Source organism: Halobacillus locisalis (genome assembly GCF_013694105.1).
Taxonomy (GTDB): domain Bacteria; phylum Bacillota; class Bacilli; order Bacillales; family Halobacillaceae; genus Halobacillus; species Halobacillus locisalis.
Window position 1 is genome coordinate 587,816 of sequence record NZ_JACEFG010000003.1, and the last position, 25,433, is coordinate 613,248.

Annotated in this window: 27 protein-coding genes; 21 read left to right on the top strand and 6 right to left on the bottom strand. The window is 42.0% G+C overall.

Features of this window, described 5'->3' with window-relative positions; all coding sequences use genetic code 11:
- Positions 1-6: 6 nt before the first annotated feature.
- The 6 genes from H0266_RS16230 to H0266_RS16255 all read left to right on the top strand — a co-directional run bounded on the left by H0266_RS16230 (position 7) and on the right by H0266_RS16255 (position 5,042).
- Complete coding sequence (locus tag H0266_RS16230; protein ID WP_181473467.1) at positions 7-897, top strand: transporter substrate-binding domain-containing protein; 891 nt, start codon at positions 7-9, stop codon at positions 895-897.
- A gap of 10 nt (positions 898-907) precedes the next feature.
- Positions 908-1,600 (top strand): amino acid ABC transporter permease, encoded by a 693-nt coding sequence (locus H0266_RS16235; RefSeq protein ID WP_181473468.1) that lies wholly within the window; start codon positions 908-910, stop codon positions 1,598-1,600.
- Between the two features lie 192 nt (positions 1,601-1,792).
- Complete coding sequence (locus H0266_RS16240) at positions 1,793-2,569, top strand: metal ABC transporter ATP-binding protein (protein ID WP_181473469.1); 777 nt, start codon at positions 1,793-1,795, stop codon at positions 2,567-2,569.
- Positions 2,566-3,420 (top strand): metal ABC transporter permease, encoded by an 855-nt coding sequence (locus H0266_RS16245; protein WP_181473470.1) that lies wholly within the window; start codon positions 2,566-2,568, stop codon positions 3,418-3,420. The genes H0266_RS16240 and H0266_RS16245 overlap by 4 nt, the downstream gene beginning before the upstream one ends.
- Positions 3,420-3,827, top strand: coding sequence for a Fur family transcriptional regulator (locus H0266_RS16250; protein WP_181473471.1), 408 nt, complete (start codon positions 3,420-3,422; stop codon positions 3,825-3,827). Before H0266_RS16245 ends, H0266_RS16250 begins: the two co-directional genes overlap by 1 nt.
- Before the next feature lie 114 nt (positions 3,828-3,941).
- Complete coding sequence (locus H0266_RS16255; RefSeq protein WP_181473472.1) at positions 3,942-5,042, top strand: metal ABC transporter solute-binding protein, Zn/Mn family; 1,101 nt, start codon at positions 3,942-3,944, stop codon at positions 5,040-5,042.
- Positions 5,043-5,174: 132 nt separating this feature from the next.
- On the opposite strand, the gene H0266_RS16260 is transcribed toward H0266_RS16255, so the two are convergent.
- Positions 5,175-6,350 (bottom strand): MFS transporter, encoded by a 1,176-nt coding sequence (locus tag H0266_RS16260; protein WP_181473473.1) that lies wholly within the window; start codon positions 6,348-6,350, stop codon positions 5,175-5,177.
- A gap of 152 nt (positions 6,351-6,502) precedes the next feature.
- Between H0266_RS16260 and H0266_RS16265 the strand changes: the two genes are divergently transcribed.
- From H0266_RS16265 to H0266_RS16275, 3 genes are all read left to right on the top strand, one after another.
- Positions 6,503-6,895: an OsmC family protein gene (locus H0266_RS16265; protein WP_181473474.1), complete on the top strand. Its 393-nt coding sequence runs from the start codon at positions 6,503-6,505 to the stop codon at positions 6,893-6,895.
- Positions 6,896-6,963: 68 nt separating this feature from the next.
- The gene (locus H0266_RS16270) at positions 6,964-7,575 is read left to right on the top strand and encodes a YczE/YyaS/YitT family protein (RefSeq protein WP_181473475.1); all 612 of its coding nucleotides are present in this window, start codon (positions 6,964-6,966) and stop codon (positions 7,573-7,575) included.
- 56 nt (positions 7,576-7,631) lie between these two features.
- Complete coding sequence (locus H0266_RS16275; protein WP_181473476.1) at positions 7,632-8,426, top strand: YfkD family protein; 795 nt, start codon at positions 7,632-7,634, stop codon at positions 8,424-8,426.
- Between the two features lie 4 nt (positions 8,427-8,430).
- Here the strand turns inward: H0266_RS16275 and H0266_RS16280 are convergent, their stop codons facing one another.
- Positions 8,431-9,282, bottom strand: coding sequence for a mechanosensitive ion channel family protein (locus H0266_RS16280; RefSeq protein WP_181473477.1), 852 nt, complete (start codon positions 9,280-9,282; stop codon positions 8,431-8,433).
- Between the two features lie 125 nt (positions 9,283-9,407).
- Between H0266_RS16280 and H0266_RS16285 the strand changes: the two genes are divergently transcribed.
- The 7 genes from H0266_RS16285 to H0266_RS16315 all read left to right on the top strand — a co-directional run bounded on the left by H0266_RS16285 (position 9,408) and on the right by H0266_RS16315 (position 17,157).
- Positions 9,408-9,557: an SE1561 family protein gene (locus H0266_RS16285; RefSeq protein WP_181473478.1), complete on the top strand. Its 150-nt coding sequence runs from the start codon at positions 9,408-9,410 to the stop codon at positions 9,555-9,557.
- A 310-nt stretch (positions 9,558-9,867) separates the two neighbouring features.
- Positions 9,868-11,178, top strand: a complete 1,311-nt coding sequence (locus H0266_RS16290) for a Na+/H+ antiporter family protein (protein WP_181473479.1) — start codon at positions 9,868-9,870, stop codon at positions 11,176-11,178.
- A 113-nt stretch (positions 11,179-11,291) separates the two neighbouring features.
- Complete coding sequence (pdaA, locus tag H0266_RS16295; protein WP_181473480.1) at positions 11,292-12,071, top strand: delta-lactam-biosynthetic de-N-acetylase; 780 nt, start codon at positions 11,292-11,294, stop codon at positions 12,069-12,071.
- Between the two features lie 271 nt (positions 12,072-12,342).
- Positions 12,343-13,212, top strand: coding sequence for a DNA-3-methyladenine glycosylase family protein (locus tag H0266_RS16300; RefSeq protein WP_181473481.1), 870 nt, complete (start codon positions 12,343-12,345; stop codon positions 13,210-13,212).
- A gap of 209 nt (positions 13,213-13,421) precedes the next feature.
- The gene (locus H0266_RS16305) at positions 13,422-15,212 is read left to right on the top strand and encodes a PAS domain-containing sensor histidine kinase (RefSeq protein WP_246364085.1); all 1,791 of its coding nucleotides are present in this window, start codon (positions 13,422-13,424) and stop codon (positions 15,210-15,212) included.
- Positions 15,213-15,553: 341 nt separating this feature from the next.
- Positions 15,554-16,402 carry a YitT family protein gene (locus H0266_RS16310; protein ID WP_181473482.1) on the top strand — a complete coding sequence of 283 codons (849 nt, stop codon included), beginning with the start codon at positions 15,554-15,556 and terminating at the stop codon, positions 16,400-16,402.
- Between the two features lie 41 nt (positions 16,403-16,443).
- Positions 16,444-17,157, top strand: a complete 714-nt coding sequence (locus tag H0266_RS16315) for a GntR family transcriptional regulator (RefSeq protein ID WP_181473483.1) — start codon at positions 16,444-16,446, stop codon at positions 17,155-17,157.
- A gap of 3 nt (positions 17,158-17,160) precedes the next feature.
- Here the strand turns inward: H0266_RS16315 and H0266_RS16320 are convergent, their stop codons facing one another.
- Positions 17,161-17,382 (bottom strand): hypothetical protein, encoded by a 222-nt coding sequence (locus H0266_RS16320; RefSeq protein WP_181473484.1) that lies wholly within the window; start codon positions 17,380-17,382, stop codon positions 17,161-17,163.
- Positions 17,383-17,568: 186 nt separating this feature from the next.
- Here H0266_RS16320 and mbcS point away from each other — a divergent pair, with 186 nt between their 5' ends.
- The gene (gene mbcS / locus H0266_RS16325) at positions 17,569-19,146 is read left to right on the top strand and encodes an acyl-CoA synthetase MbcS (protein WP_181473485.1); all 1,578 of its coding nucleotides are present in this window, start codon (positions 17,569-17,571) and stop codon (positions 19,144-19,146) included.
- A 27-nt stretch (positions 19,147-19,173) separates the two neighbouring features.
- On the top strand, positions 19,174-19,599 hold the full coding sequence (locus H0266_RS16330; RefSeq protein ID WP_246364087.1) for a GNAT family N-acetyltransferase: 426 nt from the start codon (positions 19,174-19,176) through the stop codon (positions 19,597-19,599).
- A 152-nt stretch (positions 19,600-19,751) separates the two neighbouring features.
- Here H0266_RS16330 and H0266_RS16335 read toward each other — a convergent pair whose 3' ends face one another.
- Positions 19,752-20,249 carry a cupin domain-containing protein gene (locus H0266_RS16335; RefSeq protein ID WP_181473486.1) on the bottom strand — a complete coding sequence of 166 codons (498 nt, stop codon included), beginning with the start codon at positions 20,247-20,249 and terminating at the stop codon, positions 19,752-19,754.
- 234 nt (positions 20,250-20,483) lie between these two features.
- Between H0266_RS16335 and H0266_RS16340 the strand changes: the two genes are divergently transcribed.
- The 3 genes from H0266_RS16340 to H0266_RS16350 all read left to right on the top strand — a co-directional run bounded on the left by H0266_RS16340 (position 20,484) and on the right by H0266_RS16350 (position 23,092).
- Entirely contained in the window at positions 20,484-20,738 is a 255-nt protein-coding gene (locus H0266_RS16340; protein WP_181473487.1) for a hypothetical protein, read from the top strand.
- A 410-nt stretch (positions 20,739-21,148) separates the two neighbouring features.
- On the top strand, positions 21,149-22,780 hold the full coding sequence (locus H0266_RS16345; RefSeq protein ID WP_181473488.1) for a BCCT family transporter: 1,632 nt from the start codon (positions 21,149-21,151) through the stop codon (positions 22,778-22,780).
- Positions 22,781-22,864: 84 nt separating this feature from the next.
- Positions 22,865-23,092, top strand: coding sequence for a DUF3951 domain-containing protein (locus tag H0266_RS16350; RefSeq protein WP_181473489.1), 228 nt, complete (start codon positions 22,865-22,867; stop codon positions 23,090-23,092).
- Positions 23,093-23,145: 53 nt separating this feature from the next.
- Here the strand turns inward: H0266_RS16350 and H0266_RS16355 are convergent, their stop codons facing one another.
- Positions 23,146-23,841, bottom strand: coding sequence for a DUF5694 domain-containing protein (locus H0266_RS16355; protein ID WP_181473490.1), 696 nt, complete (start codon positions 23,839-23,841; stop codon positions 23,146-23,148).
- A 176-nt stretch (positions 23,842-24,017) separates the two neighbouring features.
- Entirely contained in the window at positions 24,018-24,965 is a 948-nt protein-coding gene (locus H0266_RS16360; protein ID WP_181473491.1) for a TIGR03571 family LLM class oxidoreductase, read from the bottom strand.
- Between the last annotated feature and the right edge of the window lie 468 nt (positions 24,966-25,433).

Sequence of the window (25,433 nt, forward strand, 5' to 3'; positions counted from 1 at the left end):
ACACATATGCGTAAAGGGTTATTATTCATTCTTATGATTACATTATCTGTATTGCTTGCTGCTTGTGGATCTAGTGAAGATCAAACGGAAAGCGCAGATGATTCGAATACGAATGCTGAAGAAGAAACAAAGGACACAAAGTGGAATGAACTTCAAGATGAAGGGGAAATCGTTGTCGGTACTTCAGGTACATTATTCCCAGCTTCTTACTACCCTGAAGGGTCTGACGAGCTGACAGGTTATGATGTCGAACTAATGCGGGAAGTTGCTGATCGCATCGGTTTGGATCTGAAGTTTGAAGAGTATGGTGTAGATGGACTGCTTGCTGCCATCAACAGTGGTCGTATCGATGCCGTCATCAATGATTTTCAAGTGACGAAAGAGCGTGAAGAGCAATTTGCGTTCAGTGACCCTTACAAGTATTCTTACTCTACCATGATCGTCCGCGAATCTGACTTATCTGGAATTGAGTCATTGGAAGATCTAGAAGGGAAAAAGCATGGCGGAGGAGCGACAACCGTCTTTTCTCAAATTGCTGAGCATTTCGGTGCTACAACGAAAACTTATGGTAACGTGACAAACGATGTGTACCTACGTGACGTGGAGAATGGTCGTACAGACTTTATTATCAATGACTATTATCTACAATCTCTAGCGCTGAAAGCACTTCCGGATATTGAAGTGCAACTTCACCCAGACTTGCAGTTCCATCCGACTAGCTCATCGATCGTGATGCCTAAAGACGCGACGAAATTGCAAGAAGAAATCAACGCAACTCTTCAAGAAATGCACGAAGACGGTACGCTGACGAAGATTTCGGAAGAGTTCTTCGGAGGTAAGGATGCTTCTAAGAAACCAGAACAAGAAATCCGCGAGATTGAAGGTCTAGATTTGTAAGGAGCAGCTTATGCTAGGTATAGAAATCGATAACATCCAAATCGAGAAATTATTCAGTTTCGAGCGAGCTTGGGCGAACCTTCCTTTTATATTAGAAGGGGTTCCCTTAACTCTGCTCGTTGCGGTTATCGGAATGGCGATCGGTCTCGTGCTAGGATTTTTCCTTGCTTTAGCTCGAGGTTCTGACCAGAAATGGATCCGTTGGCCTGCACGGTTATATATATCATTTATGCGAGGAACACCGATCTTAGTTTACTTGTTCGTCTTGTATTTCGGACTGCCTGTGGTCGGAATTGAATTCCCTGCTACAGTGGCGGCCATCATCGGGTTTGGTACCAATAGTGCAGCCTATATAGCCGAAATCAACCGAGCATCCCTGAACAGTGTTTCGTATGGTCAGTGGGAATCAGCGCGTGCGCTAGGGTTTACCTACTGGCAGTCTATTCGTCGAATCATCATGCCACAGGCGACAAGAATCGCAATCCCTCCGCTTGGGAATGTGTTTCTTGATTTGCTGAAAGCTACTTCACTCGCCGCCATGATTTCGGTGCCGGAGATTTTGAACCAAGCACAAATCGCAGCTGGCCGTACAGTAGATTCTATGACGATGTACATTACAGCTGCTTTGATTTATTGGCCGCTTACAATGATTTTCTCATTTTTACAAGACTATCTCGAAAAACGGTACAACAAATATCTATGATCCAAGACCAGAGCTTTGTTAAAGCTCTGGTTTTCCTTTTAATGGGGTTATTTCGATCGAGAAGAGAGCGTTCTAGCACATAAGGAAACTCCTTAGAATAAGCAGAAAGGTTTGCTTCTGAAGCAATCCTGTTTTATCATTAGAAAAGAAATTTAATTCGTAATCATTATTATTTACAAAAGAGGTAGAGGTATGAAGAAGAACGTATTAGTGGAAATGGATCATGTTTCCTTCAAATATGATAAAGAGTGGGTCGTGAAAGATGTTGATCTATCAATTCATAAAGGTCAATTCTTAGGATTGGTTGGTCCGAATGGCTCGGGTAAATCAACGCTGATTAAATTGATGCTTGGGCTTTCGAAGCCTGATCGTGGAAGCATTCAGTTATTCGGTCAACCTCTTAAGCAATTTAAAGATTGGAAAGAAGTCGGATTTGTTTCTCAAAAAGCCAATAGCTTTAATTCAGGCTTTCCGGCAACGGTGATTGAAGTCGTGAAAAGTGGCTTAGTTTCCAGAATCGGTACATTCAAGTTCTTCAATCAAAGTCATAAAGCGAAAGCGCTGGAAGCATTGAAGACAGTAGAGATGGAAGAGTTCGCACATGATAATATCGGTGAGTTATCCGGTGGTCAGCAGCAAAGGGTGTTTATAGCCAGAGCACTTGTCAGCGATCCTTCTCTCGTCATTCTTGATGAGCCGACCGTAGGAGTGGACTCAAAGCACGTGACGGACTTTTATAATTTACTGGGCCGTCTGAATAAAGAGCAAGGTATCACGCTACTGATGGTGACACACGATATCGGGACAATTACCGATCACGCTACACACGTGGTTTGTATGAACAAATCAATTCATTTCCACGGAGCCTCTGAAGATTATAAAGAATTCAGTGATGAGGATCTGAATCAACTGTATGGTCATTCGGTTCATCAATTAAGCCATAACCATGACGAGGTGAATCCGTCATGATTCAGAGCTTCATGGAATTTCAATTTTTACAAAATGCAGCCATTACAGGACTTTTAATCGGTTTAGTGGCCCCTCTACTTGGTGTGTTCATTGTCGTAAGAAGGCTATCGCTGATTGCCGATGCCCTATCTCATATAACGTTGACCGGTATCGCGGCAAGTTTACTACTTGAAAAACGCGTCACGCCGATTAATGATTGGAATCCGATCTACATGGGAATGGTCTTTTCGGTTGCTGGTGCCGTTTTAATAGAGCGGTTGCGAAAAGTGTATAAACATTACGAAGAGCTTGCGATTCCGATTATCTTATCAGGTGGAATCGGTCTTGGTGTCATTCTCATTTCTCTTGCTGATGGTTTTAATACAGACTTATTCAGTTATTTGTTCGGTAGCGTCACGGCGGTGGATCGCTCGAGTATGTGGACAGTCGTCTTCATTACCATGGCTGTCGTTGTCATCGTCATTCTTTTCTATAAAGAATTATTTGTGCTCTCATTCGATGAAGAGCATGCATCGATATCAGGGGTGAATGGCCGCTGGATTCACTTGTTATTTATCGTGATGGTCGCCTTAGTCATCGCATCATCCATGCAAGTTGTCGGCATTCTACTCGTATCAGCCTTAATGACGTTGCCAGTGGCATCAGCACTCAGGCTATCGAGAAGTTTCAAACAGACGATAGGACTATCCATTTTATTCGGTGAAACCTCTGTGATCATCGGATTGTTTTCTTCTTATCACTTAAGCGTTCCACCAGGAGGAACGATTGTGATGACAGCTGTTCTGATTTTAGTGATGACAATCCTCTATAAGAGTGTCAGTACTCAACAATGGGGAAAGGGTGAAGCTTGATGAATTTGGAAACAGCATTAGATCGACTGAAGGAAAAAGGATACAAACGAACAAAGCAAAGGGAACGTATACTAGAGATTTTTGTAAAGCAGGACCATTATATAGCAGCTAAAGATATTCTGAAAAAGATACAACAGGATTTTCCAGGTGTCAGCTATGATACGATTTATCGTAACTTGTACTTGCTAACAGAAGAAGAAATTCTGGAAGCGACAGAGCTTGGCGGGGAGAAGCATTTCCGCTTAGGGTGCGGGACCCATGGCCATCACCATCATTTCATTTGTACAACCTGCGGCAAAACGAAATCCATAGAGTTTTGTCCTATGGATAAAGTCCAAGGGTTAAACGGGTATGATATTGAGAATCATAAGTTTGAGATTTATGGTAAGTGTCCACAGTGCAGTTAAGCCTGCGAGTCATGTCGCGGGCTTATATTTTGGTTGTTCTTAAAAAGTAATGGTTACGGTTTACAAATCGTAACCGTTACGCTATAATTCTTTTGTGAAGATGGGAGGAAAACAATGAAGAAAACAATTGGGGTATTATTTATACTACTATTACTTATACTGTCAGCTTGTGGTGAAGAACGATCTACTAGCACGGAAACATCTAGTGATGAGGCGTTATCCATTTATACAACGGTTTATCCTGTTCAATTTTTTACTGAACAAATTGCAGGAGATTCTGTAGAGGTCACGTCAATTCTTCCACCGGGAACGGATCCACACACATTTGAACCGACGACTAAAGAGATGGTCAAACTGGCAGAAGCGGATGCTTTTATTTACAATGGTGCCGGTCTGGAAGGATACGCAGAGACGATTTCTGACGCCGTGGAACCTGAGGGAGTTACGATACTGGAAGCTTCTGAAGGGATAGACATTGAAGAGAACCTTCATGACTATGAACACTCTGGTGATGCTGAGCAAAACGAAGACGAGAGTCACAAAGATGAGGCAGAGTCGCATGAAGGGCATGACCATGCAGACGAAGAAGAATCACATGAAGATAATGATCACATGGATGAAGAAGAGTCCGATTCAGAAAAAGAAACATCAGAAGCGCTTGGTGAGGGGCATGAAGGACACAACCATGGCGGCTTAGACCCACACATTTGGCTTGATCCATTACGTTCTATCCAAATGGCTGAAAACGTGAAGGAATTGTTGATCGAGCTTAAACCTGATCAAGAGCAGGTGTACAATGAAAACTTTGAACAACTGGAGAAAGAACTGAAGGAACTAGATCAAGATTTTCATGAACAATTGGAACAACAGCCGAAAAACGACATTATTGTCTCTCACGCGGCCTATGGTTATTGGGAAAAAGCCTATGGTCTTCATCAAATCGCAGTAGCTGGATTAAGTCCTACTCAGGAACCATCTCAAAAGGATTTGGAGAGTATCATTGAAACGGCAGGAGAGCACGATATCAAACACGTTCTTTTCGAACAAAATATAACGCCTAAGGTAGCGGAAGTCGTTCAAAATGAAATCGGTGCAGAAGCGTTACGTATTCACAATTTATCCGTTCTGACCGAAGAGAATATTGAGAATGAGGAAGATTACTTCAGCTTAATGAGGGAGAATTTAGCTCAGTTAAAAGTGGCCCTTTCTGAATAAGAGAAGGCATTCGAGCCGAAAGTGCCAACTTAGATGACTTTATACCCTTTGTTTTTCCAGATGGAGTAAAGAAGACCCCCAGGCCAGATCAGTAGCTTATCGAGCCACTGTTTCTGTCCCGGGGGTCTTTTTTTACATAAGGGAGGTAGAAACTTCTTGTTTTTCTTCAGATACAGACGCTGTTGCCAGCCACACGATCACTAATAACCCTACGATGATATAGAAAAAGGATAAGCCTGGAGCAATATCTAAAAATGTACCTGATAAGAGAGGACCAGAAATACTCCCGATACTAAACGCCATGCCACACAGGATGTTACCGGCCGGAAGTAATTCTTTCGGTAGTAGGTCGGTCATATACGAAATCCCTAACGAGAATAATGATCCGACACAGAGCCCGGCTAAAGCGAATGTGATAAATAACCAAGCGAGCGAGTCTTCAAACGATGCAGCCAATAGAAAAGCTATGATCCCTCCGGTTACGACCGTCAGGATGACCTTCTTTCTTCCAATTCGATCACTTAACGCACCTAAGGGGATTTGGGAAAACAAACTGGCGGCTGCGAAGCAGGGGATGATCAACGAGAGGATGTTGACATCATGTCCGATCCGCATGCCGTAAACAGGGAAGATGCCATGAAGAGTCGCTTCTAGAAACCCATAGGTCAATGGTGGCAGAAAGGCGACCCAAGCAATCTTCGTCGCTTTTGCGAACCGTTTGATTGAACTTGTCCCATACGCTGTGGTATGGTCTTTTTCAGGCATTTCATTACGGACTCTGATCATGAACAACCAAACAGCCAGACTCAAACCTGATGAGAGAAGAAACGGAGCGAATATGCTCAGTTCTAGCAAATTGGTCATCAGTGGTCCGAGAGTGAACCCTAAACTGAAGAACAATCCGTAGTAAGCGATGCTTTTTCCACGGGATTCTTTAGCTGAGGTTGCTGTAATCCATGTTTGGGTTCCGAAATGAAGGATTTGATCTCCGATGCCAATGGTTACACGCAGGATGAACCAAAACCAAAGCGCCTGCCAAAATGGAAATAACGCGAGAGAAAGAAAAACCAGTGCCCCGCCGATCATGATCATCGGTTTAAAGCCGATTTTTTGCAAAGGTTTCTCCATAAACGGAGAAGAAATGAGAATACCTATGTATAATCCGGTGGCATGCAACCCATTTAAGGAAGAGGATGTGCCGTTTTGTTCTAATATGACAGCGATCAATGGGAGAAGCATCCCTTGTGAAAACCCTGAAATGGTAACGAGACCAATCAGAATCCAGAATCTTGTTTGTTTTGATACCATCCGGTTTGCCTCCTCTATAAGCTCTTACCTATCTCATCGTAAACGAAGGGGTGAAAAGGCGGCAACTGTTTCTTTCTGAATCAGGTTATTTCCTTTGTGAATTCGGTTATTATATAACTATAGGCGCACCTACAATCAAAGGAGTGGATAGAATGGATTTTTATATTAAAGAAGACGGTGTCCGCACTTCATTTGAATATGGGCAGCTGAACATTTCTGGTGATGAAACGAATGGATTTCGTCCATATCAACTGATGGTTGCGTCCATCGCAGGTTGCAGTATCGGCGTTTTCCGTAAGATTCTGGATAAGCAGCGTATTGATTATGAAGATATCAAAGTGACGGCTGAAATCACCCGAAACCCGGATGAGGCGAACCGAATTGAGAAAATTCAACTACACTTCGTCATCAAAGGTTATCATTTGAATCAAGATAAGCTTGTAAAGAATTTAGAGATATCCAGTAAAAACTGTTCGATGGTTCAATCCGTCAAAGATAGTATCCAAGTAGAAGAAACTCTTGAGTGTCTCGAACTAACGAAGTAAAATGGAAAGAGCGTATATCCGAAATGGATGTACGGCTCTTTTTTTATGGAAAAGGAAGGAGAAACATTATGAAAAAAATGACCATCAGAACACTTTTCTACATATTGGGCCTGATCACCATCGCCCTCGGCATTACATTGACGATAAAAGCGGATTTAGGCGCAGGCGCGTGGGACGCGGTGAACGTCGGACTTTCAGAATCTGTTGGATTGACGGTGGGGAACTGGGTCATGATCATTGGAGGCATTCTGATCTTCTCTAACGCGCTGATTGCAAAAGAGAAGCCGGACCTTTTTGCTGTCATCACGATATTAGTCCTTGGTCAAGTGATCGACTTCTGGATGCTGACGGTGCTAGGTGGATGGTCTGTGGCAGGGTTTTTACCACAGTTGGCCGTGCTCTTAACGGGGATCGTCGTCATCGCCTTTGGAGTTTCTTTGTACCTCCAGCCGAAGTTCTCATTGAATCCAGTTGACGGATTCATGGTTGCTTTGCAGAAGAGGTTCAACTTGAATTTACGTGTCGCCAAGACGATTACTGAAGTCTTTGCTCTTGTTATGGCCTTTTTGCTTGGTGGGCCGATCGGTTTGGGAACCGTGGTCATTCTGGTATTGATTGGGCCGGCCATTCAGTTTTTCGATCCGAAAGCGAATCGTGTCATGAACAAAATGCTTTCGTAGGGTATAGAGAACGCTCATTATTCACATCATAAGAAAAAAGAAAGGTGGCTCATGATGTGAACAAAAGATGGTTAGTTCTAATCACTTTTATTGCGTTTCTTACAGTGATCAATGCCGCATCGATTTCGGCTGAGGATAAAGAAAACAGTAAGGAAAACTCGATTCCGAATCACGTGTTAAACATTTCAAAAGATAACACCTATCCGAACTCAACGGATGATCAAGAACTATTAGAAGCAGAAGAAATAACACAAGAGTTGATGGAGGAATCAGACGTACGCATCACCAACCCTCAATTAATTGAGATGTTGAATGAAACGTCCTTGAAACCTTCCCCCTTTGCGATTGGGTACCGAGGAGAAATCTTTCTCGGTCGCTGGCCACTCGCTTATGAATCAAAAGAAACGAACATCAACTGGGAATATCAAGAGATCAACGTAAATGAATTGAACAATCACGGTGGAAAGCTGAATGAAAAAATCAGCTATGTACAGAAGGAAGAAAAGGAAGTCAAGGGTGGGTTAACATCAAGAATCAGCCATAGCGATCAAATGATGAAACTGATTTTGTTGGAAGCTCAGAAAAATACGAAATTGCCGTTATCGTTTAATACGGTCATAGGAAAAGGCACAAAACAAAACAACACGTATGCCGTTCCTATGAATAAAATCGGTCTTCTTCACGCTTATGCGCCTGCTGTCAATGAAAAAGGTGATGTAACTTTCGGTGATGTGTACATCAAGCTGAAAGGTTCCAAGAAGACGCTGGCTGTAAAAAATGTGACACGCCAAGGTATCGGGGCCTGGATTCCTATTCAGGACCATGTCGGTTTCTCGTTTGAATTAAAATAAACGATTACTCTTCGTCAGAAGAGTAATCGTTCATCTCGACGCGCTGTTCAGCCATAGCGATGTTATGATCAAACATCGTCTCGGCAATGACCCGGCGCGTTTCTTTTGCTGCTGTCCAGTAAGCTAAATCATGTACAACGCCTGTAATCGTGTATTGGTATCCACGATATTGGTCATTCAAGGACGTCATGCCATACACTTGGAATGCTTCGATAGGGTCTTCTTTCAAGTCCTTTTTCAAATACTCGCTGAACTCTTCGTTCAGTCTTGTGCATGCAGCTTCTAACGCGTTGAATACATCGCGGGGATCTTCCCTGAAATTGGTCGTCACCTTTTCAATTACTCGCATATATTCGAAATTGTAATTCTCGATACTCGTAATTTGTCCGTTACTGATGGTTAATAATCGACCGCTCCACTCCCTTAGCTTCAAAAAACGGAGTCCGATGTCTTCAACTGTTCCGTGGAAGGTATTATTTAACGTGATAAAGTCTCCCTTGTGTAGTTGCTTTTCATAAAGAAGAAACAATCCTGCAAAGAAGTCTTTGATCAGATTCTGAGCTCCGAAGCCTAGGATAATCCCTAGAACCCCCGCACCAGCAAGCAGCCTATTGACGTCTGCATACAAAGAGACGACGAGAAAGATGAAAATGATGATAGCTGAGTAACTGATTATCGAGTTGAACATGGATTCGAGTGTCCGTTCTTTGCGTTCCTCTATGAAGTCTGTTCGCTTGAAAAAGGAGTGAATGACTTTTCTGAATACCATAACAGTTATAAATAAAATGACCGCGTAAGAAAGGATGCTCACGGCATTACTTTCTATGATAAGTGACCATACTTCTGACCAATCCATACAAGATCCTCCTAACGTTTACGACTGTATTATAGCATGATTTACCTAGTACCCGCTGATTAGACACAATTCGAAAGATATATTATCATATAAGAAGTTATTTTGAACGAAAAGGGGTTGTCTATATGGCACAACAAGAGAAAATTCAGGACTTGAAGCTGAGACTTTCAGAATTCATGACTCGCATCGAGGAGCTTGAACCTGAAGAAACATCCGTAGAAGATATCGATCGCCTTATTTTGATGCTAGAGGAATTAGAACAGAAAATGAACTAATTTTGTGAGAGTAGAGGTGATCGGATGGAGGCACTCGTCTATTACGTTTCACCTGTAATCGGGTTTCTTTTTATGCTGACGCTTATTATGTCATTCGTGAAGATGGCAGGAGGTCATCCCGTACCTCCTAAGCTTAAATATTTACTGATGGGGTCTTTTACGGCAGTTGTCCTTATACTCCTTTACGTCAGTGTTTTGTGAAAATTGACTCTCTTTTTTTGAGGGTTGATTTTTTAAACACCATGCTTTATCATGGTAAATCGTTAACGAGTTAAATATAAACGGATCTATATAGAGAGGAGAATGCATTATGGCATGGGCAGTTGTTGTATCTGTCCTCGTGATGACGATTTTGAGTCTGTTGAGAGTCAATGTCATCATTGCCATTCTTGCCGCTGGTTTGACAGCTGGTCTGATGAATGGCGAAACATTATCATCCGCCTTAACATTATTGATTGAAGGTATGGGTGGTCAGGCAGAAGTAGCCTTGAGTTATATCCTTCTTGGTGCCTTTGCAGTCGCAATAAGCTACTCAGGAATTACTTCAGTTTTAGTGAATTATTTATTACGTACGTTAAAAGATATGAGAACGATGATGGTGCTGGTTATTGCCTTTGTTGCTAGCTTGTCACAAAACGCAGTTCCTGTTCACATCGCATTTATTCCTATATTAATTCCACCGCTACTGCGTTTATTTGACCAAATGAAGCTCGATCGACGCGCAGTGGCTGCTGCACTCACGTTTGGCTTAAAAGCACCTTATGTCATGATTCCATTAGGGTTCGGCTATATCTTCCATGACGTGATAAGGGATGCCATGGCCGAGCAGGGAGTGCAGATCGCGATAGGGTCTATTGCCCAATCCTTGCTTATTCCGGGATCCGGCATGATTGTCGGTTTGCTGGTTGCCGTTTTCATCACTTATCGCAAACCGCGAAATCCGAAAGAAAGCACACAAGAAAACGAATTAGAAGAACCTATAACTACAAACTCAGTAGAACGTTTCAATCTAAAGCATGGATTAACGATCGTGGCGATTTTAGTTACGCTTCTCATTCAAGCCTTATGGTCCAATTTAATCTTGGCCGCTTTAGCTGGTCTGATTCTTATGTTTATTTTCCGTGTAGTCCCATACAATAAGGGAGATAAAATTGTCAATGACGGAATTGCCATGATGGGCTTCATCGCGTTTGTGCTTCTGGTAGCGGCTGGATATGCGAACGTTCTGACAGAGACAGAATCCGTATCAGCATTAGTTGACGCAAGCTCTGAGTATCTTGGAAATAACCAAGCTTTAATTGCACTGATTCTGTTATTAGTAGGCTTGGTCGTAACGATGGGAATCGGTTCATCCTTTGCAACGGTACCCATCTTAGCCGCTTTATTTGTGCCGATTTGTTTGTCGGCAGGCTTTTCACCGATGGCTATTGCGGCGTTAGTCGGTACAGCCGGAGCCTTGGGAGATGCAGGTTCTCCTGCGTCGGATAGTACACTTGGCCCGACATCCGGACTGAACGCAGATGGCAAGCACAATCACATTTGGGATACATGTGTGCCAACATTCTTGCACTACAATATCCCACTATTTCTATTCGGTTGGGCAGCAGCCATCCTTTTATAGAAGGTGAACGGAAACTAAATAGTCTATAAAGCCAGATGGTTGTGATTACCATCTGGCTTTTCTTATGAAATGAACATCACTCACGCATACTAAGAAAAAAGTGAGTGATCGTTATGACGAAAAAGTTGAGTCTTCTCTTTCTTAGCTGTCTAGTGTTGTTTATGCCTTCAACCGCATTCGGGGAAGGATGGGGATATAAGAAAAGCGACAATAACCAACCTCCTGATGTAGGTAGATATGGTCCGATGGTTGAAAAGTATGATGGCTTTTATGTCGACCCGGCAGGAGACAAAACCGTATATTTGACGTTTGATAATGGATACGAGCAAGGATACACAGGACAAGTGCTGGATATCTTAAAGGAAAAAGAAGTGCCAGCTACGTTTTTCGTAACAGGGCATTATATCGAAAGTGCACCGGATTTACTTAAGCGCATGGCAAAAGAAGGGCATTTAATCGGGAATCATTCATGGAGTCACCCTGATTTTACAACGATATCTAAAGAAAAAATGAAAGAAGAATTAGAACGAGTCAACGAGTCTGTTCAGGAATTGACGGGTCAAGAGACCATGTCATTTGTGAGACCTCCACGTGGAACATTCAATGATCAGACGATGAAGTGGGCGAGTGAATTCGGCTATACCCATGCTTTCTGGTCCGTTGCTTTTAAAGATTGGGAAACCGATAAACAAAAAGGCTGGGAGTATGCTTACCATAGCGTATTGGATCAAATTCATCCTGGTGCCGTCGTCTTACTTCATACCGTATCCAAAGATAACGCAGAAGCTTTGTCCCAGTTGATTGATGAATTAAGAAAACGTGGATACCATTTCGGAAGCTTGAATGATCTGGTGGTCAAACGTTATATTCCTGCACCCATCTGGGGTATGTAAGATTACCCGCTATGCTCAAGCATAGCGGGTTTTATGATGATCAGGCGACCATTGCTAAGAATTGACGCTTTATTTTTTGCTCTAGAATAGAAGTTGCGCGTTCAGAGTGGTTGAAAAGTTACTTGAATCAGAAGATTATCATATCAGAAATTCGGGAACGCAAATAATAATAACAAAGAATTAGAAACAAGAAGGATAGTAGGTTAGAAATAGAGAACTATTAAACGTAGGTCCTCCTACGCACCATTGCATCAGAAAGGGCGTTTTTTGGATGTGGAAGGAAACTTTTGATACGAAAAGCTTTTATGACTTTGATTACACACTTTTGCGCTGGGCGTTCGATCCGTTAACTAAAATGGATCGCGATGAACGTTGGGTCGATGTACCTGTGAGAATCGGAAAGGACACCCATGTGGTAAGAGTCCAAGGAGTGGGAACGACAGCTCATCCGAAATTTGAGGTCTCAAGCGAAAGCGATGAATCCAAAAGCCTTTTAATATCACATATACAGGAATTGTTCCAATGGGATAGAGACTTAGAACAGATCCACGAGCACTTTATGGATACCGACTTAAAAGCGTTATTCGAAAATCATCCAGGAACACCTATCGTAAAGGATTTTCATTTATACGATTGTTTAATGAAAGTGATCATTCACCAACAGTTGAATATGAAGTTTGCCTATACGTTGAGTACACGTTTTGTAGAGAACTTTGGTATGCAGAAAGACGGAGTGTGGTTTTATCCAACACCAGAGCAAGTGGCTGAATTGTCATATGACCAATTAAGAGAGTTGCAGTTTAGCCAACGTAAGGCAGAGTACGTAATAGATACTTCCCAGAAAATTGTGGATAATGAATTGGATTTAGAGGACTTAGTGAATGAGTCGAACGAGGAAGTGATGAGACGTCTCGTGAAAGTAAGAGGTATAGGACCATGGACAGCAGAAAATTGGCTGATGTTCGGATTGGGAAGAGAAAACATGTTCCCGAAGGCAGATATTGGCATTCAAAATGCGTTGAAACACTATTATGGATTGGATAAAAAGCCGTCCTACGAACAGATGGACCAATGGATTGAGGGTTGGGAGCCTTATCTGAGTTATGCTTCCTTAACATTATGGCGAAGTATTGAGGGTTAATAGAAGAATATAGTCATATTACTAGTCGTGTGCTCGTATATTGTAAATAAATAGGCAGTTTTTTAAATTAATTTGTCGATAATATTCAATTTTTTCCTTTGTTGCGTTATAATTTAAAGCGTGATGAAAAAAATGAACGGTAAAGGAAAGAGGTCTTAATATTGGTGATAAGAGAGAGGTATTCTGACCAAGTTCATAGTAATGAAATTTTGGACGTTCTAAGCTTGAATGGAACACCTGCGTGTTTACTGGATTTGCGTAATCAATCGGTTGCAGTGAACAACGAGATGCGGGAGGTTCTTCAATTGGAGAATACAGAGTTATCATTTTCGCGATGGATCTTATCCTTCCCACAAGACGCTCAGAAAGAATTGCACAAGGTCATGAACAGACTAACGACGGAAGGGCGCAAAGAAATGTCTATTCACGTGCCTAAATGGAACAAGCAGTGTAAACTGTCACACCTGACGAACGGGCAAGTAGCGTTTACCTTAAAAGAGATGGTCCCAACAGGTCCTGTTCAACGCCAGCCTAGCATTGAACCCATCGATTCTTTGTTCCCTGCCATCTACATGCCTCCACAAAATCCAAGACTACCTTTATTCAGTAATAACAATCAGCCTGATGAGTTTAAACAGACTGATTTACTGGATAAGTTTCCCGATGGACTAGCGATTTTAAGTCAAGATTGGGATGTTCTTTATGCGAACTCAAAAATGGAAGAGATCACCGGAATGTCTTTCGAGAAAAATTATCTAAAGAAACTTTGGGATCTTTACCCAGTCGATCACTATTATTATTTCTTCCAGCATTATTTGCGAGCTATGGAAACCCAAGAAACCGTAGAATTCGAAGGGTACATTGAGGAAGTCGATCGTACTGTACAAGTGAAAGTTCACCCATCAGATGTAGGGTTGATCGTGTTTATCCAGGACGTTTCTCATTACAAAGAGCAATTACAAGCGTTAAAAGAATCTGAAGAGCGTTTTGCGATATTGGCTAACAATATGAAAGACGTATTTTGGATCTCTGACATTAGTTTCAAGCAAATTCATTATCTAAGTCCTGCATTTCAAAGTTTATTTGGAATGTCCAGAAGGGAAGCGTTATCTGATCCTTTACATGTCTTAGAAGCAGTTCATCCAGATGACAAGAAGAGAGTAAGGTCTGGGATGAAGTTAATGAAAAATCAAAAGCATCAAGTTGAATATCGCTTGCTAAGGCCGAATGGTGATGAGCAGTGGATGCTTACTACAGGGTTCCCGATTGAAAACAATGGTAACGCTTACGTAATCGGAATTCATGAGAACATTACTGAGAAGAAAGAAATGGATCGTCTAAAGGAAAAATCACAGCAATTATCTACCATCACACAAATGTCAGCAGGCATCGCCCATGAAATTAAGAATCCTTTGACGGCGATTAAAGGTTTTCTTCAAATTGGTGCTGCTAATCCTGAGTTGCGTGATAATTATCAGGATATCATTTTAGATGAGGTCAATCGTATCGAAGCAATTGTTCAGGACTTTATGATGTTATCCAAGCCAAAGTCTTCTTTGCAAACGGAAGAAGTCGAACCTGGGGATGTTGTTTCATACGTGACTCGATTGTTGGCTCCAGAAGCAGATGAAAAGAATGTCCAACTGATCTTTAATCCGAAACGTATCAATGAAACCATTCGTACAGAGCCGAAACGATTGAATCAAATACTGATCAACTTAGTGAAGAATGCCATTGATGCCGTAGACACAGGCGGTCTCGTCTCAATTGTTGCTGAGTTAACGACCCATGAGCTAACGCTTTCCGTTAGTGATAATGGACCGGGCTTGAACGCTCAGGAACTCTCCAAAATTGGTGAACCATTCTTCACAACGAAGGAAAAAGGAACGGGACTTGGCGTCATGGTGACGAAGAAAATTGTAGGAGATTTGAATGGCACGATTTCGTATAAGAGTAAGAAGGGGGAAGGAACTAAAGTGACGGTTCGCTTACCTCGCTAATCATTATGATACTGAGAACACGTCAGCAATTAGCTGTCGTGTTTTTTTATGTGTACAAATGGGGGCTAAATCAAACCGGTATCTTAGTTAGAATCAGCTCCCAGAATCGACATACATATGCTAACTATATCGGTTAGGAAAGGGCTTTTGTTTAGCTTTATTTAGGGTGTTTCAACGTTGGAATTGTGGCAATATTCCACCATCAATCGCTTACAAAATGAAAATATTTTTTTTCGGTTGAAATCTGTTTACAAACTGGATTGAGGCCTCTATAATCCCGATTGTACTACAATTTTCGTTCGACAAATTTTTGCATATTTCATAGAAAAGGAGGCTTTCTGATGCTTAAGAAATTATGGTCATTTCTATTGATGAACGTGGGTGCCCTGGGGGTAGCTGTAAATGTTCATTTTTTCTTATCACCGAACGATTTAGCCACTGGGGGAGTTAGTGGACTATCAATCGTACTGAGTAAAGTGTTTCCAGACTTATCACTCGGCTTAATTATGCTGATTTTAAACGTGCTTTTATTTATAGTTGGTTTTATATTCTTAGGGTTCCAGTTCGGGGCGAAAACGATTTATGCGAGTTTAGCCCTTTCGTTCATGGTTTGGGGACTCGAAGCCTTTTTCCCTATGCAGCAAGCGTTGAGTGATGATCTCCTGATCCAATTGATCATTGGACAAATCATTGCCGCTTCAGGAATGGCTATGGTTTTTCATCAGGGAGCTTCTACAGGCGGAACTGACATTATCGCTATGATCTTAAATAAATACTTTTCCATTGAAGTAGGAAAAGGTGTTCTATTCTCTGATATCGCAATTGCGACATCTTCTATCTTCATTTTCGGTCCGACAATCGGTATGTACGCCTTCTTTGGTGTCATTTTGAATGGCTTAGTGATCGATTATACGCTTCAACAGTTTGATAACAATAAAGAGATTGTCATCATCAGTCGTGAAAGCGAACTTGTACGTCACTTCATTGTCCATCAACTCGGAAGAGGAGCGACCATCCACCATGCCAAGGGTGCTTTTAATCAGGAAGATAAGGAAGTCATTACGACAATCTTAAACCGTAAAGACTATACAAGGCTGAAAAGATATATGACAGACATCGACGAAAAAGCATTCATTACAGTCCATTCAATGAACGAGATTCTTGGCCAGAACTTCAAACGCCTGGCGTAATCTGAGAAAGTTGCTAGTTGGTAAAGGTGGGGTTATCTAGAATGGTTCACCGAGATACATGGAATGAGAAACAGTCCATGACAAGAGTTGTGTATCGTGACTTGAAAGAAGCGATTCTTTTCAGGAAGATCGCTCCGGGGACGCAATTAGTGGAGCAGTCGATTGGAAAAGATTTAAACGTGTCGCGAACACCGATCCGCAATGCCATGAAGAGGTTGAATGAAGAAGGGTTGGTACAAATGATTCCCAACCGTGGTGCGTTCGTCGTGCAGCCGACTGTCGAGGAAATCAGACAAGCGTTTCATATGAGGCGACAACTCGAGAAGATGACCGCTGAACTGATATGTACGACCATTCATGAACAACAGATAGAGAAATTAGAAGCATGGATTGCATACGAAAAAGAGACGTATCAAACGAGGGATATCCTGCAATATTTAGAGGTCAATAAGCAGTTTCATATGACATTGGTTAATGAGACGGGCCATCCTTTTCTCATAGATTTTACAGAACGGATGCTGGATCAAATCAATGTCTATCTAATGCTTTATGACGTGTTTTATGATGAAAACTTGGATGAAAAGAAACGTTTTAAGGAACATGAGTGGATTGTTGAGGCATTGCGCAACCGGGACTTGTCTCGTTTGTTGGAATTAATCGATAAACATATGGAAGAGAGCTTAGCATATATGTCTATCGATTCCTCCGATGCATCGATCGATTTTTCCTTAGAAGACGCCTTGAAAAGCCTTTAGAATTTATATTCTAGAGGCTTTTTTTGTATCCACTGGATCTTTTACGGGTTTAGGGTTTTTAGAGCCCATGGCAACCAATGCAATGCAGGCCGTTATAAGAGAAGCGAAGGTGTATGTGAAGTTGTGGGTGACGAAAGAAACGGCAAGAAACACACCGAGCATTATGGCAAATAAAAGGGTGAAAACCACTGTGGCCCGTCGTCGTGTCATATTTTGTGCTACCATTCCAACCCCTCCTTCCATACTAATATTCAGAGTTTAAACGATCATGAATTATCTGTCAATTTACTTGACTCAATACACTTTCCTTAAGGAAACATCGCTATAATTATTGAATAATTTTGAAAATTTGGTATAATGAATCCGTGCAAACTGAACAGTCGCTCAATAAAATCCGGGGAGGAATGAAAGATGAATAGAAATGAACTTATTGCTCCTGAACAGTATAATGTAGTTTCGGAAATGGAAAAGTATGCCGAAAACAAAAATCGTAAGGCACTACTTTGGTTAAATGAAGAAGGAAATGAAAGAGAAGTTACATATGAGGAATTAATAAGACGTGCCAATAAAATTGGAAACGCTTTCTCTGATCATGGACTTAGCCAAGGGGATAAGGTGTTAGTCATGATTCCTAGGTTAATCGAAGCTTATGAAGTCTATATTGCGGCACTGAAGATCGGATTAGTATTGATCCCGAGCTCTGAGATGTTACGTACTAAGGATTTGCAATATCGTATGACTCACGGAGAAGTAAGTGCCGTTGTGTGTTATGAACCGTTCACTGGCCAGTTTGATGATATGAGTCAAATGGATCAAGTCACATCCTTTGTTGTGGGAGGATCAAAGGAAGGGTGGCTGGACTTGGATGCCTTGACAGAAGACTATTCTGAAAACCTAGAGATGGCATCCACATCAAGAGACGATATGGCCTTTCTATCCTATACCTCAGGAACCACAGGGAATCCTAAAGGGGTCGTTCATACTCATGGCTGGGGTTATGCCCATTTAAAAACAGCAGCTGATCAATGGTTGGCGATTCAAGACGGGGATACCGTATGGGCTACGGCTGGTCCAGGTTGGCAAAAGTGGATTTGGAGTCCTTTCTTATCTGTGCTGGGAACAGGTGCCAAAGGTTTAGTTTACCAAGGAAAATTCAATCCTCAAACTTATTTGAGCTTGATGGATCAACATAACGTGAACGTACTCTGTTGTACGCCAACTGAGTACCGGTTAATGGCGAAGGTGGACAACTTGAGTGAGTACCGTTTGTCTGGACTTCATAGCGCTGTGTCGGCAGGTGAACCTCTGAATAGAGAAGTGATCGACACTTTCCGTGAGCACTTCAATGTCACAGTTCGAGATGGTTACGGCCAGACGGAGAATACGCTCCTTGTTGGTATTACGAAAGACATGGAAGTGAGACCAGGGTCCATGGGGCGTCCGACACCTGGAAACCAAGTGGAAATCATCGATGAGAACGGAAGTCCGGTCGAAGTCGGAGAAGTAGGTGACATTGCCGTACATTTGGATACGCCTGCCCTGTTTAAGAAGTATTACAAAGATCCTGAGCGGACGAAAATGTCTCACCGGGGCGAGTATTATGTCACTGGGGATCAGGCGAAAAAGGATGAAGATGGCTACTTCTGGTTCGAAGGAAGAAGTGACGACATCATTATCAGCTCGGGATACACCATCGGCCCCTTTGAAGTCGAAGACGCGCTTGTGAAACACGAAGCTGTCCAGGAATGTGCTGTCGTCTCGAGTCCTGATGAAGTGAGAGGGAACGTCGTGAAAGCTTTCATTGTTCTTAGAAAAGGGTACGATGAAAGTGAAGAACTTGTGAAAGGATTGCAAAATCACGTCAAAGATCTGACGGCGCCTTATAAGTATCCTAGAAAAGTGGAGTTCATCGAAGAGTTGCCTAAGACGACTTCTGGTAAGATTCGTCGTATTGAACTTCGACAAAAAGAAAAAACAGCAAAGTCGTAATGTCCCAAACTATAGGAGTCTTAGAAGATGATTAGAGTTGCAGACGATCGTGATGCAGGTGGTTTAGCCTATCTGATGGGAAGTCTAGGGTATCCTACCTCAGAAGTTGAAATGAACGAAAGACTGAGTCACATCCTCCACAATGATGATTATCACACAGTGGTATATGAACAAAACGATCAAACAATAGGAATGATGGGGATGTGTTTTAGTCATGCGTACCATAGTAACGCTTCGCATGTACGAATCATCGCTTTTGTTGTGAAGGAGGAAGCTCGGGGGCAAGGCATTGGACGTATGCTTATCGATGAAGCAGAAAGATGGGCAAAGTATCGAAAAGCATCCTCTCTTATTTTGAACAGCGGAAATAGGGAGGACCGGAAAGAGGCCCATCAGGTCTATGAGCATTTCGGTTTCGAAGGGAAATCAACCGGGTTTTATAAATCTTTATAAGAGGCCTATTAGTATTATTCTCTGTCTCCCCACCTATGTTCACTTAAGGGTTTGAAATCGTGTAACGAATAAGCGGCCATTGACGATAAACGTCAATGGCCGCTTATTTGCGGATCGGTATTTAATTCCTACATGTCATTTTGTTCGCTGAATCAAACCCAGAGTTCCAATAACGGTCCTTTTTTGCCAAGTATGGGGTCGGCTTCGGGATAAGGAGCTTCAGGAATTTCATTTAATGCTGTTTCATATTCATGTTTTTGACCGGTTTTTAAATCAAAGGAGTTTCCAAAGGGGTAAGCACCAAGTACTTTAAAGTCTTCGGTGGCCCCCTCATTCTTATGAGCAACGCCTGCTGGGATGACGAGAAGGTCGTTTTTCTCTATATCAATCCTTCGGCCTTGTGGTCCTCCAAGTGTAAGTGTAGCTGCTCCCTTAAGGACGACAAGTACTTCGTGGGAGGTACTGTGATAATGGTGATAATCAAATACTCCTCCCGTCCATTGATTGGACCATTGATTTTTTGCTAGAGTTTGAGTGACATCTTCTTTAGAAACATCTATAGCCTTAGAGTAAAACAGTGTCGGGAGAAAAGGATGGTTTGGGTAATACCCATCATCCTCGAAAAAGAAACTGTTGAACGTGGAATTCATGCATGGTCTCCTTCCATTAATGATTACTCAGAAGATATTACCAATTTGATAGAGGAATAAACATTCATTTGAAATATTAAGAAAAATCACCCTTTTTAACACCTGTCATTTTTCCTATAATCGGCTTAGTATGGGTACAGAGAGCGTGAAGAAAATCGTTAGCGGGTGGATGTAATTTGTATTATACTGGATAGGATAGAGAGTAACGCCAGCCTTTTATAAGGAGAGAGAGAGATGAACAAATGGTTCACCCATATATTCAATATCCTTGTAGGGATTTTAATTATCGCAGAAGGAGCCGTTTACATCTTTATGAATAATAAAGATGGGGAATTACACCTTCGAAGTATCATCATGTCGATTCTTCTATTCCTTGCATGGGGGATGTCATATAGAAAACAATTGACCAGTGAAAATCCTAGCGCATGGTTAATTGTCACCATCATCATTATGATTCCTATGATTCTTCCGTGGTTATTTTTTATATAAATAAAAAACAATCTCTTGCATTTTTCGTTTATGATAGCCAACAGAGACCTCCGAGTTGGAGTGTTTCTGTTGGCTATCTTGATTTTTTCCTCTTTCACGGAATTAGTTAGGGGGATTGTGAAGAAACGATTGCCTGTGAGAATCGCTTGGAATCCTTTTAACCTCCAGTGGGATAAACGCAAATACTTTATTGGACATGTAGCTAATTCAGAAGGTGTCACTTTTTATCGAAGGACCGTTTTTTTATTTTTGTTTAGGGTATCACATAGTTGTAGGGGAGTTGAACTGCTTCCACTCTTCGCAACATTCCTCTTTTCACAACTTCGAAAGAATCTTCGCGTGACTGTATGACGTGATACAAAAAGTGCAAACTAATTTACATGTATGGAAGGAAAGGATGGACAGACAGGATGAATACGAAGTTGATCGATTGGCCAACGTTTATTGGCGCATTAGTTCTTCTTTTGGGTGTTACGCTTCCTCTAGTCTTCTTCCCTGAGGCAGGGCAAGAAGTAGTAGATGAAGCAAACAGATTTATGACTGGGAATTTCGGTGTCCTTTACATGGTCATGGGACTTGTCATTTTTGCTTTTCTTATTTATGTCGCTTTTAGTAAGAATGGGGCGATTAAACTTGGTGACGAAGGTGAAAAACCAGAGTTCAATACGTTCTCTTGGGCGGCGATGTTGTTCGCTGCCGGAATCGGATCAAGTATTTTGTATTGGGCAGTTATTGAGTGGGCGTACTATTATCAGGGACCGCCATTCGGTGTAGAACCTGAATCGAAAGAAGCGATTCAATGGGCTTCTGCATATGGGATTTTCCACTGGGGTCCTATCGCATGGGCGATTTATACATTACCCGCTCTACCAATCGCTTATTTTTATTATGTTCGGAAGAAACCTGTACTTAAAGTTAGTGAGGCAGTTCGTCCCGTTCTTGGTGACCGTGTTGACGGTCCACTTGGAACTGTGATTGATGTGTTGTTCATGTTCGGTTTGCTTGGTGGTGCTGGTACGACGTTAGCACTTGGTACACCAATGATTGCAGAGGGTGTCACGAGTTTAACAGGTATTCCTTCAACGCTAGGGTTAAAAGCAGGAATCATGCTCCTCTGTACACTGATTTTTGCAATCAGTGCCTATTCAGGACTGAAACGCGGAATTAAAGTTTTGAGTGACATCAACTTATGGCTAGCGATTTTTATCTTAGCATTCGTTTTCATTTTCGGACCGACTCGCTTCATTAGTGAGACAACGTTTAACGCACTGGGTATTCTTGCGGATAACTTCTTCAAAATGGCGACTTGGATGGAGCCGTTCGGCAATCTAGCCCAATTTGAGGAAACAGAATTCCCAGAGTCATGGACGATATTCTACTGGGCCTGGTGGCTTGTTTATGCACCGTTCGTCGGATTGTTTGTTGCTCGAATTTCTCGCGGGCGTACAATCCGTCAAATGATCCTGGGGACAATGGTGTACGGTACAATTGGATGTATCCTATTCTTCGGAATCATGGGTAACTTCGGTCTGTATATGCAGTTGACTGGAAGCTTTGACGTCATCGCCTTTATGAATGAAAATGGAGCACCGGCGACCATCATCGAAATCATTAATCAATTGCCTCTAGCGAAGTTCATGGTGCTTCTATTTACGATTTTAGCCATTATTTTCTTAGCTACGACATTTGATTCCTCTTCTTACATTCTGGCATCTGTTGTGCAAAAGAATGTAGAGGGAGAACCGTTACGTTGGAACCGTTTATTCTGGGCATTTGCACTTTGCTTAATGCCACTCGCTCTTATGTTCCTTGGCGGGCTGGGTACGCTGCAAACGGCTAGTATCGTCGGTGGTTTCCCGCTTATCTTTATCATGTTCCTTCTTGCATGGTCGTTTATGAAAGCATCGAATACTGATATTCGAGCTTCGGACGATTATGAGCCAAGTACGATTCATATTGAACGATGGAGGAAGAAGAGAGAGAAGAAGAAAAAACGCTCCGCTCTAGAAGCGTTAGAAGATAAGCCGAAAGATGATGAGTGATCAATCATTTCATAACAGCAGCCTCACGCGATGTGGGGCTGTTTTTTTGTTATTTGAATCGGGAATAAATGATAAAAAGGGGGAATGCAGGTGTTATTGAATGCAATTGGAATGACGATTGTCGGTATAGCGGTTTTCGTTTTGATTATCGTCGTGGCGTATAAAATGTTTGTGAAAAAACAATCCATCGACTCTTCGAATGCTTATACACCGTTTGATTATATTACTGGACAGACCAGTCAAGAATTTCATGAAGAAGACGAACTTGTTCAAGTGTCGGAAGACGAAGACGAAGGAGAACTTAAAAAATAAATGGATGGGACAGAACCGTGACTGGTAGTCAGGGTTCTGTCCCTAATTCTTGATTAAAAATATTCGCTAGCATAAATAAGTTTATAATCTTGAGAGTCCTTTAGGAACTGTTGCAGCAAATGTAAATGATCCGCTCCAATGAGCACGAGTAGCCTGTCCCCATTTTTGACGATTCGTGATATGTTTGCGGCGATTGCTAAGTCCCGTTGATGCCATTGCTTCAGCCAATGAACTCCTACTTGATGCTGACGATCTCCAATACGAGAAATCTTCATATAAATACGGGGTAGGTCATCTTGGTAGGCCGCCGAGTTGATGTAAGTCAATTTATCTGAAATCGATCTTCCCGTGATGGATTGCTGAAGACTTTGTTGACTGGACACTAAATTCTTGAACAACTCAGGTTGATGTTCTTTCGCCCATTCGAAGACTTGTTCTAGTGTTGGAGAGGACATATCCACGATTTCATCAACCGAATAAAGTTGTGGATGGTCCATCGCTTTAGCGATACGGAAGCCCAGTTGTTCCACTTCATCATATGCAAGTTGAAGATCACCTTTTAGAAAAGATTGGTATCTTTTATTCATTTCTTCTTCTACATAGAAAGATTTCTCCACAGCGATTTTTGTCGGCTCAAATTTCTTCATCTTTTCACTCACTCTTATAATTTCTTCTTGTTCCTCATTCACACTTGTAGGATCGACGGTCATATGAAACATACCGACGAGCAAAATTTCCGGTTTACTCATTACAAATTCTCCTCACAAATAGTCTAGTTCCTTCTCTCCATTGGATACATTGGGTGAACGGACCTCCATTCGGACATTCATCCAAGTGTTCTGGACAAGAGATGCACTTTTAGCTGAGATTAACTCAATCTATGAAGCCAGAGGTCACACTCGTAGGACCCCACTCTTCATTACTCCTACTTTAAAGAAAAATGAGGTATGACATCTTCTCCGATTTCCTGCATCACTTCAGGAACGGGGCGCTTGTTTCTGGATAATCCGATCATTATATGGTTCACGCCGACTTCACGGTATTGTTCCAGCAACTCAATCAATCCTTTCCTCCCGACACGATAACCAGCAGGTATTTTCTCTGCTTCATAATCAGGGTCTTCTATGAGTTCCAGGGGGAGGGGCATGAAAAAGGGACGGAAAACTTGTCCGTGGTACTGGGCTACTTTGTCTTTGTATTGTTGTATGGTTTTTTTCTGTTGTTCTGGGCGTTGAGGATAGAACATCCATCCGTCACCGTGTTCAGCTACCCAGTCCAATGTCTGTTGACAGTATCCCGTCATGAAAGTAGGGATTCGGGATGTTGGTTTTGGAACTAGATTGGACTTGCTGATTTTGCCAAACCGTGATTCTACTGTCGGAAACTCTTCATACAGAACGTCATTCATGAAATGGAACGCTTCTCTGAACCATTCTCCACGTTCCATGATCGGAATGTTCAGTCCTTCGAAATCTTTTCTGCGATCACCAGATGAAATACCGAGCATCAGTCTTTCAGGAAATAGTCTCTCGATGCTTGCTAATTCCTTCGCAACGCGTAAGGGATGGCGAAGGGGGGAGACTAAAGCAGCTGTGCCTAAGTTGATAGAGGTCGTTTGCGATGCCAAGTAAGTTAAGTAAATGAGACTGTCAAATAGCTGTCCTGTTGCAGGGTCTTCAAATGTCGGGTCTTCTAAGACGACATCTTGCAACCATAAGCATTGAAAGCCTAAAGATTCAGCTAACTGTGCCCGTTCAACTTGGTGCTGCATCGTTGGTGGTTGGTGTTGATAGTTCTCCATAGGAACCGTAAGCCCGAAGGAAAGTTGGTTCTCTTTAAGCATGCTCTGGTAGCCGCTATGTTTGCTAAACATAAGTAAACCTCCACGAAATCTTTATTCCTATTATAAAGAGCACATCCTCATAGTGCGAATCAGTCGACTTATACCAAAAAACCTCCGAGCGCTGATGGCTCGGAGGCTTGCCTTATAATTATAAAATATACATAGCGAAGTAAAGGACTCCCGTTAAAATAGCCGATCCACCAGCCACACTTGCAATTTCCGTTGCGTCGTATTGGATTCGTTTCTTCATGATGATAGCCCCTTCCATTCTTTTGGTTTTGATTGTCTACTTATATAGACGTGTGAGAGTTCGGAAAAGTTTCAAATATATGACATAAATATTTCATTTTTGTTTCAAAATCAAAATTATAAGATGAGGTGACAAGGGTAGGACTTGCTACACTGCGTAAAGTTCGGAACAACGACCGACTTATCCAGCCTGTATGTGAATATGCACGCTTAACAGTTGAAAACGTCATGAATAATAAAAAACGAGCC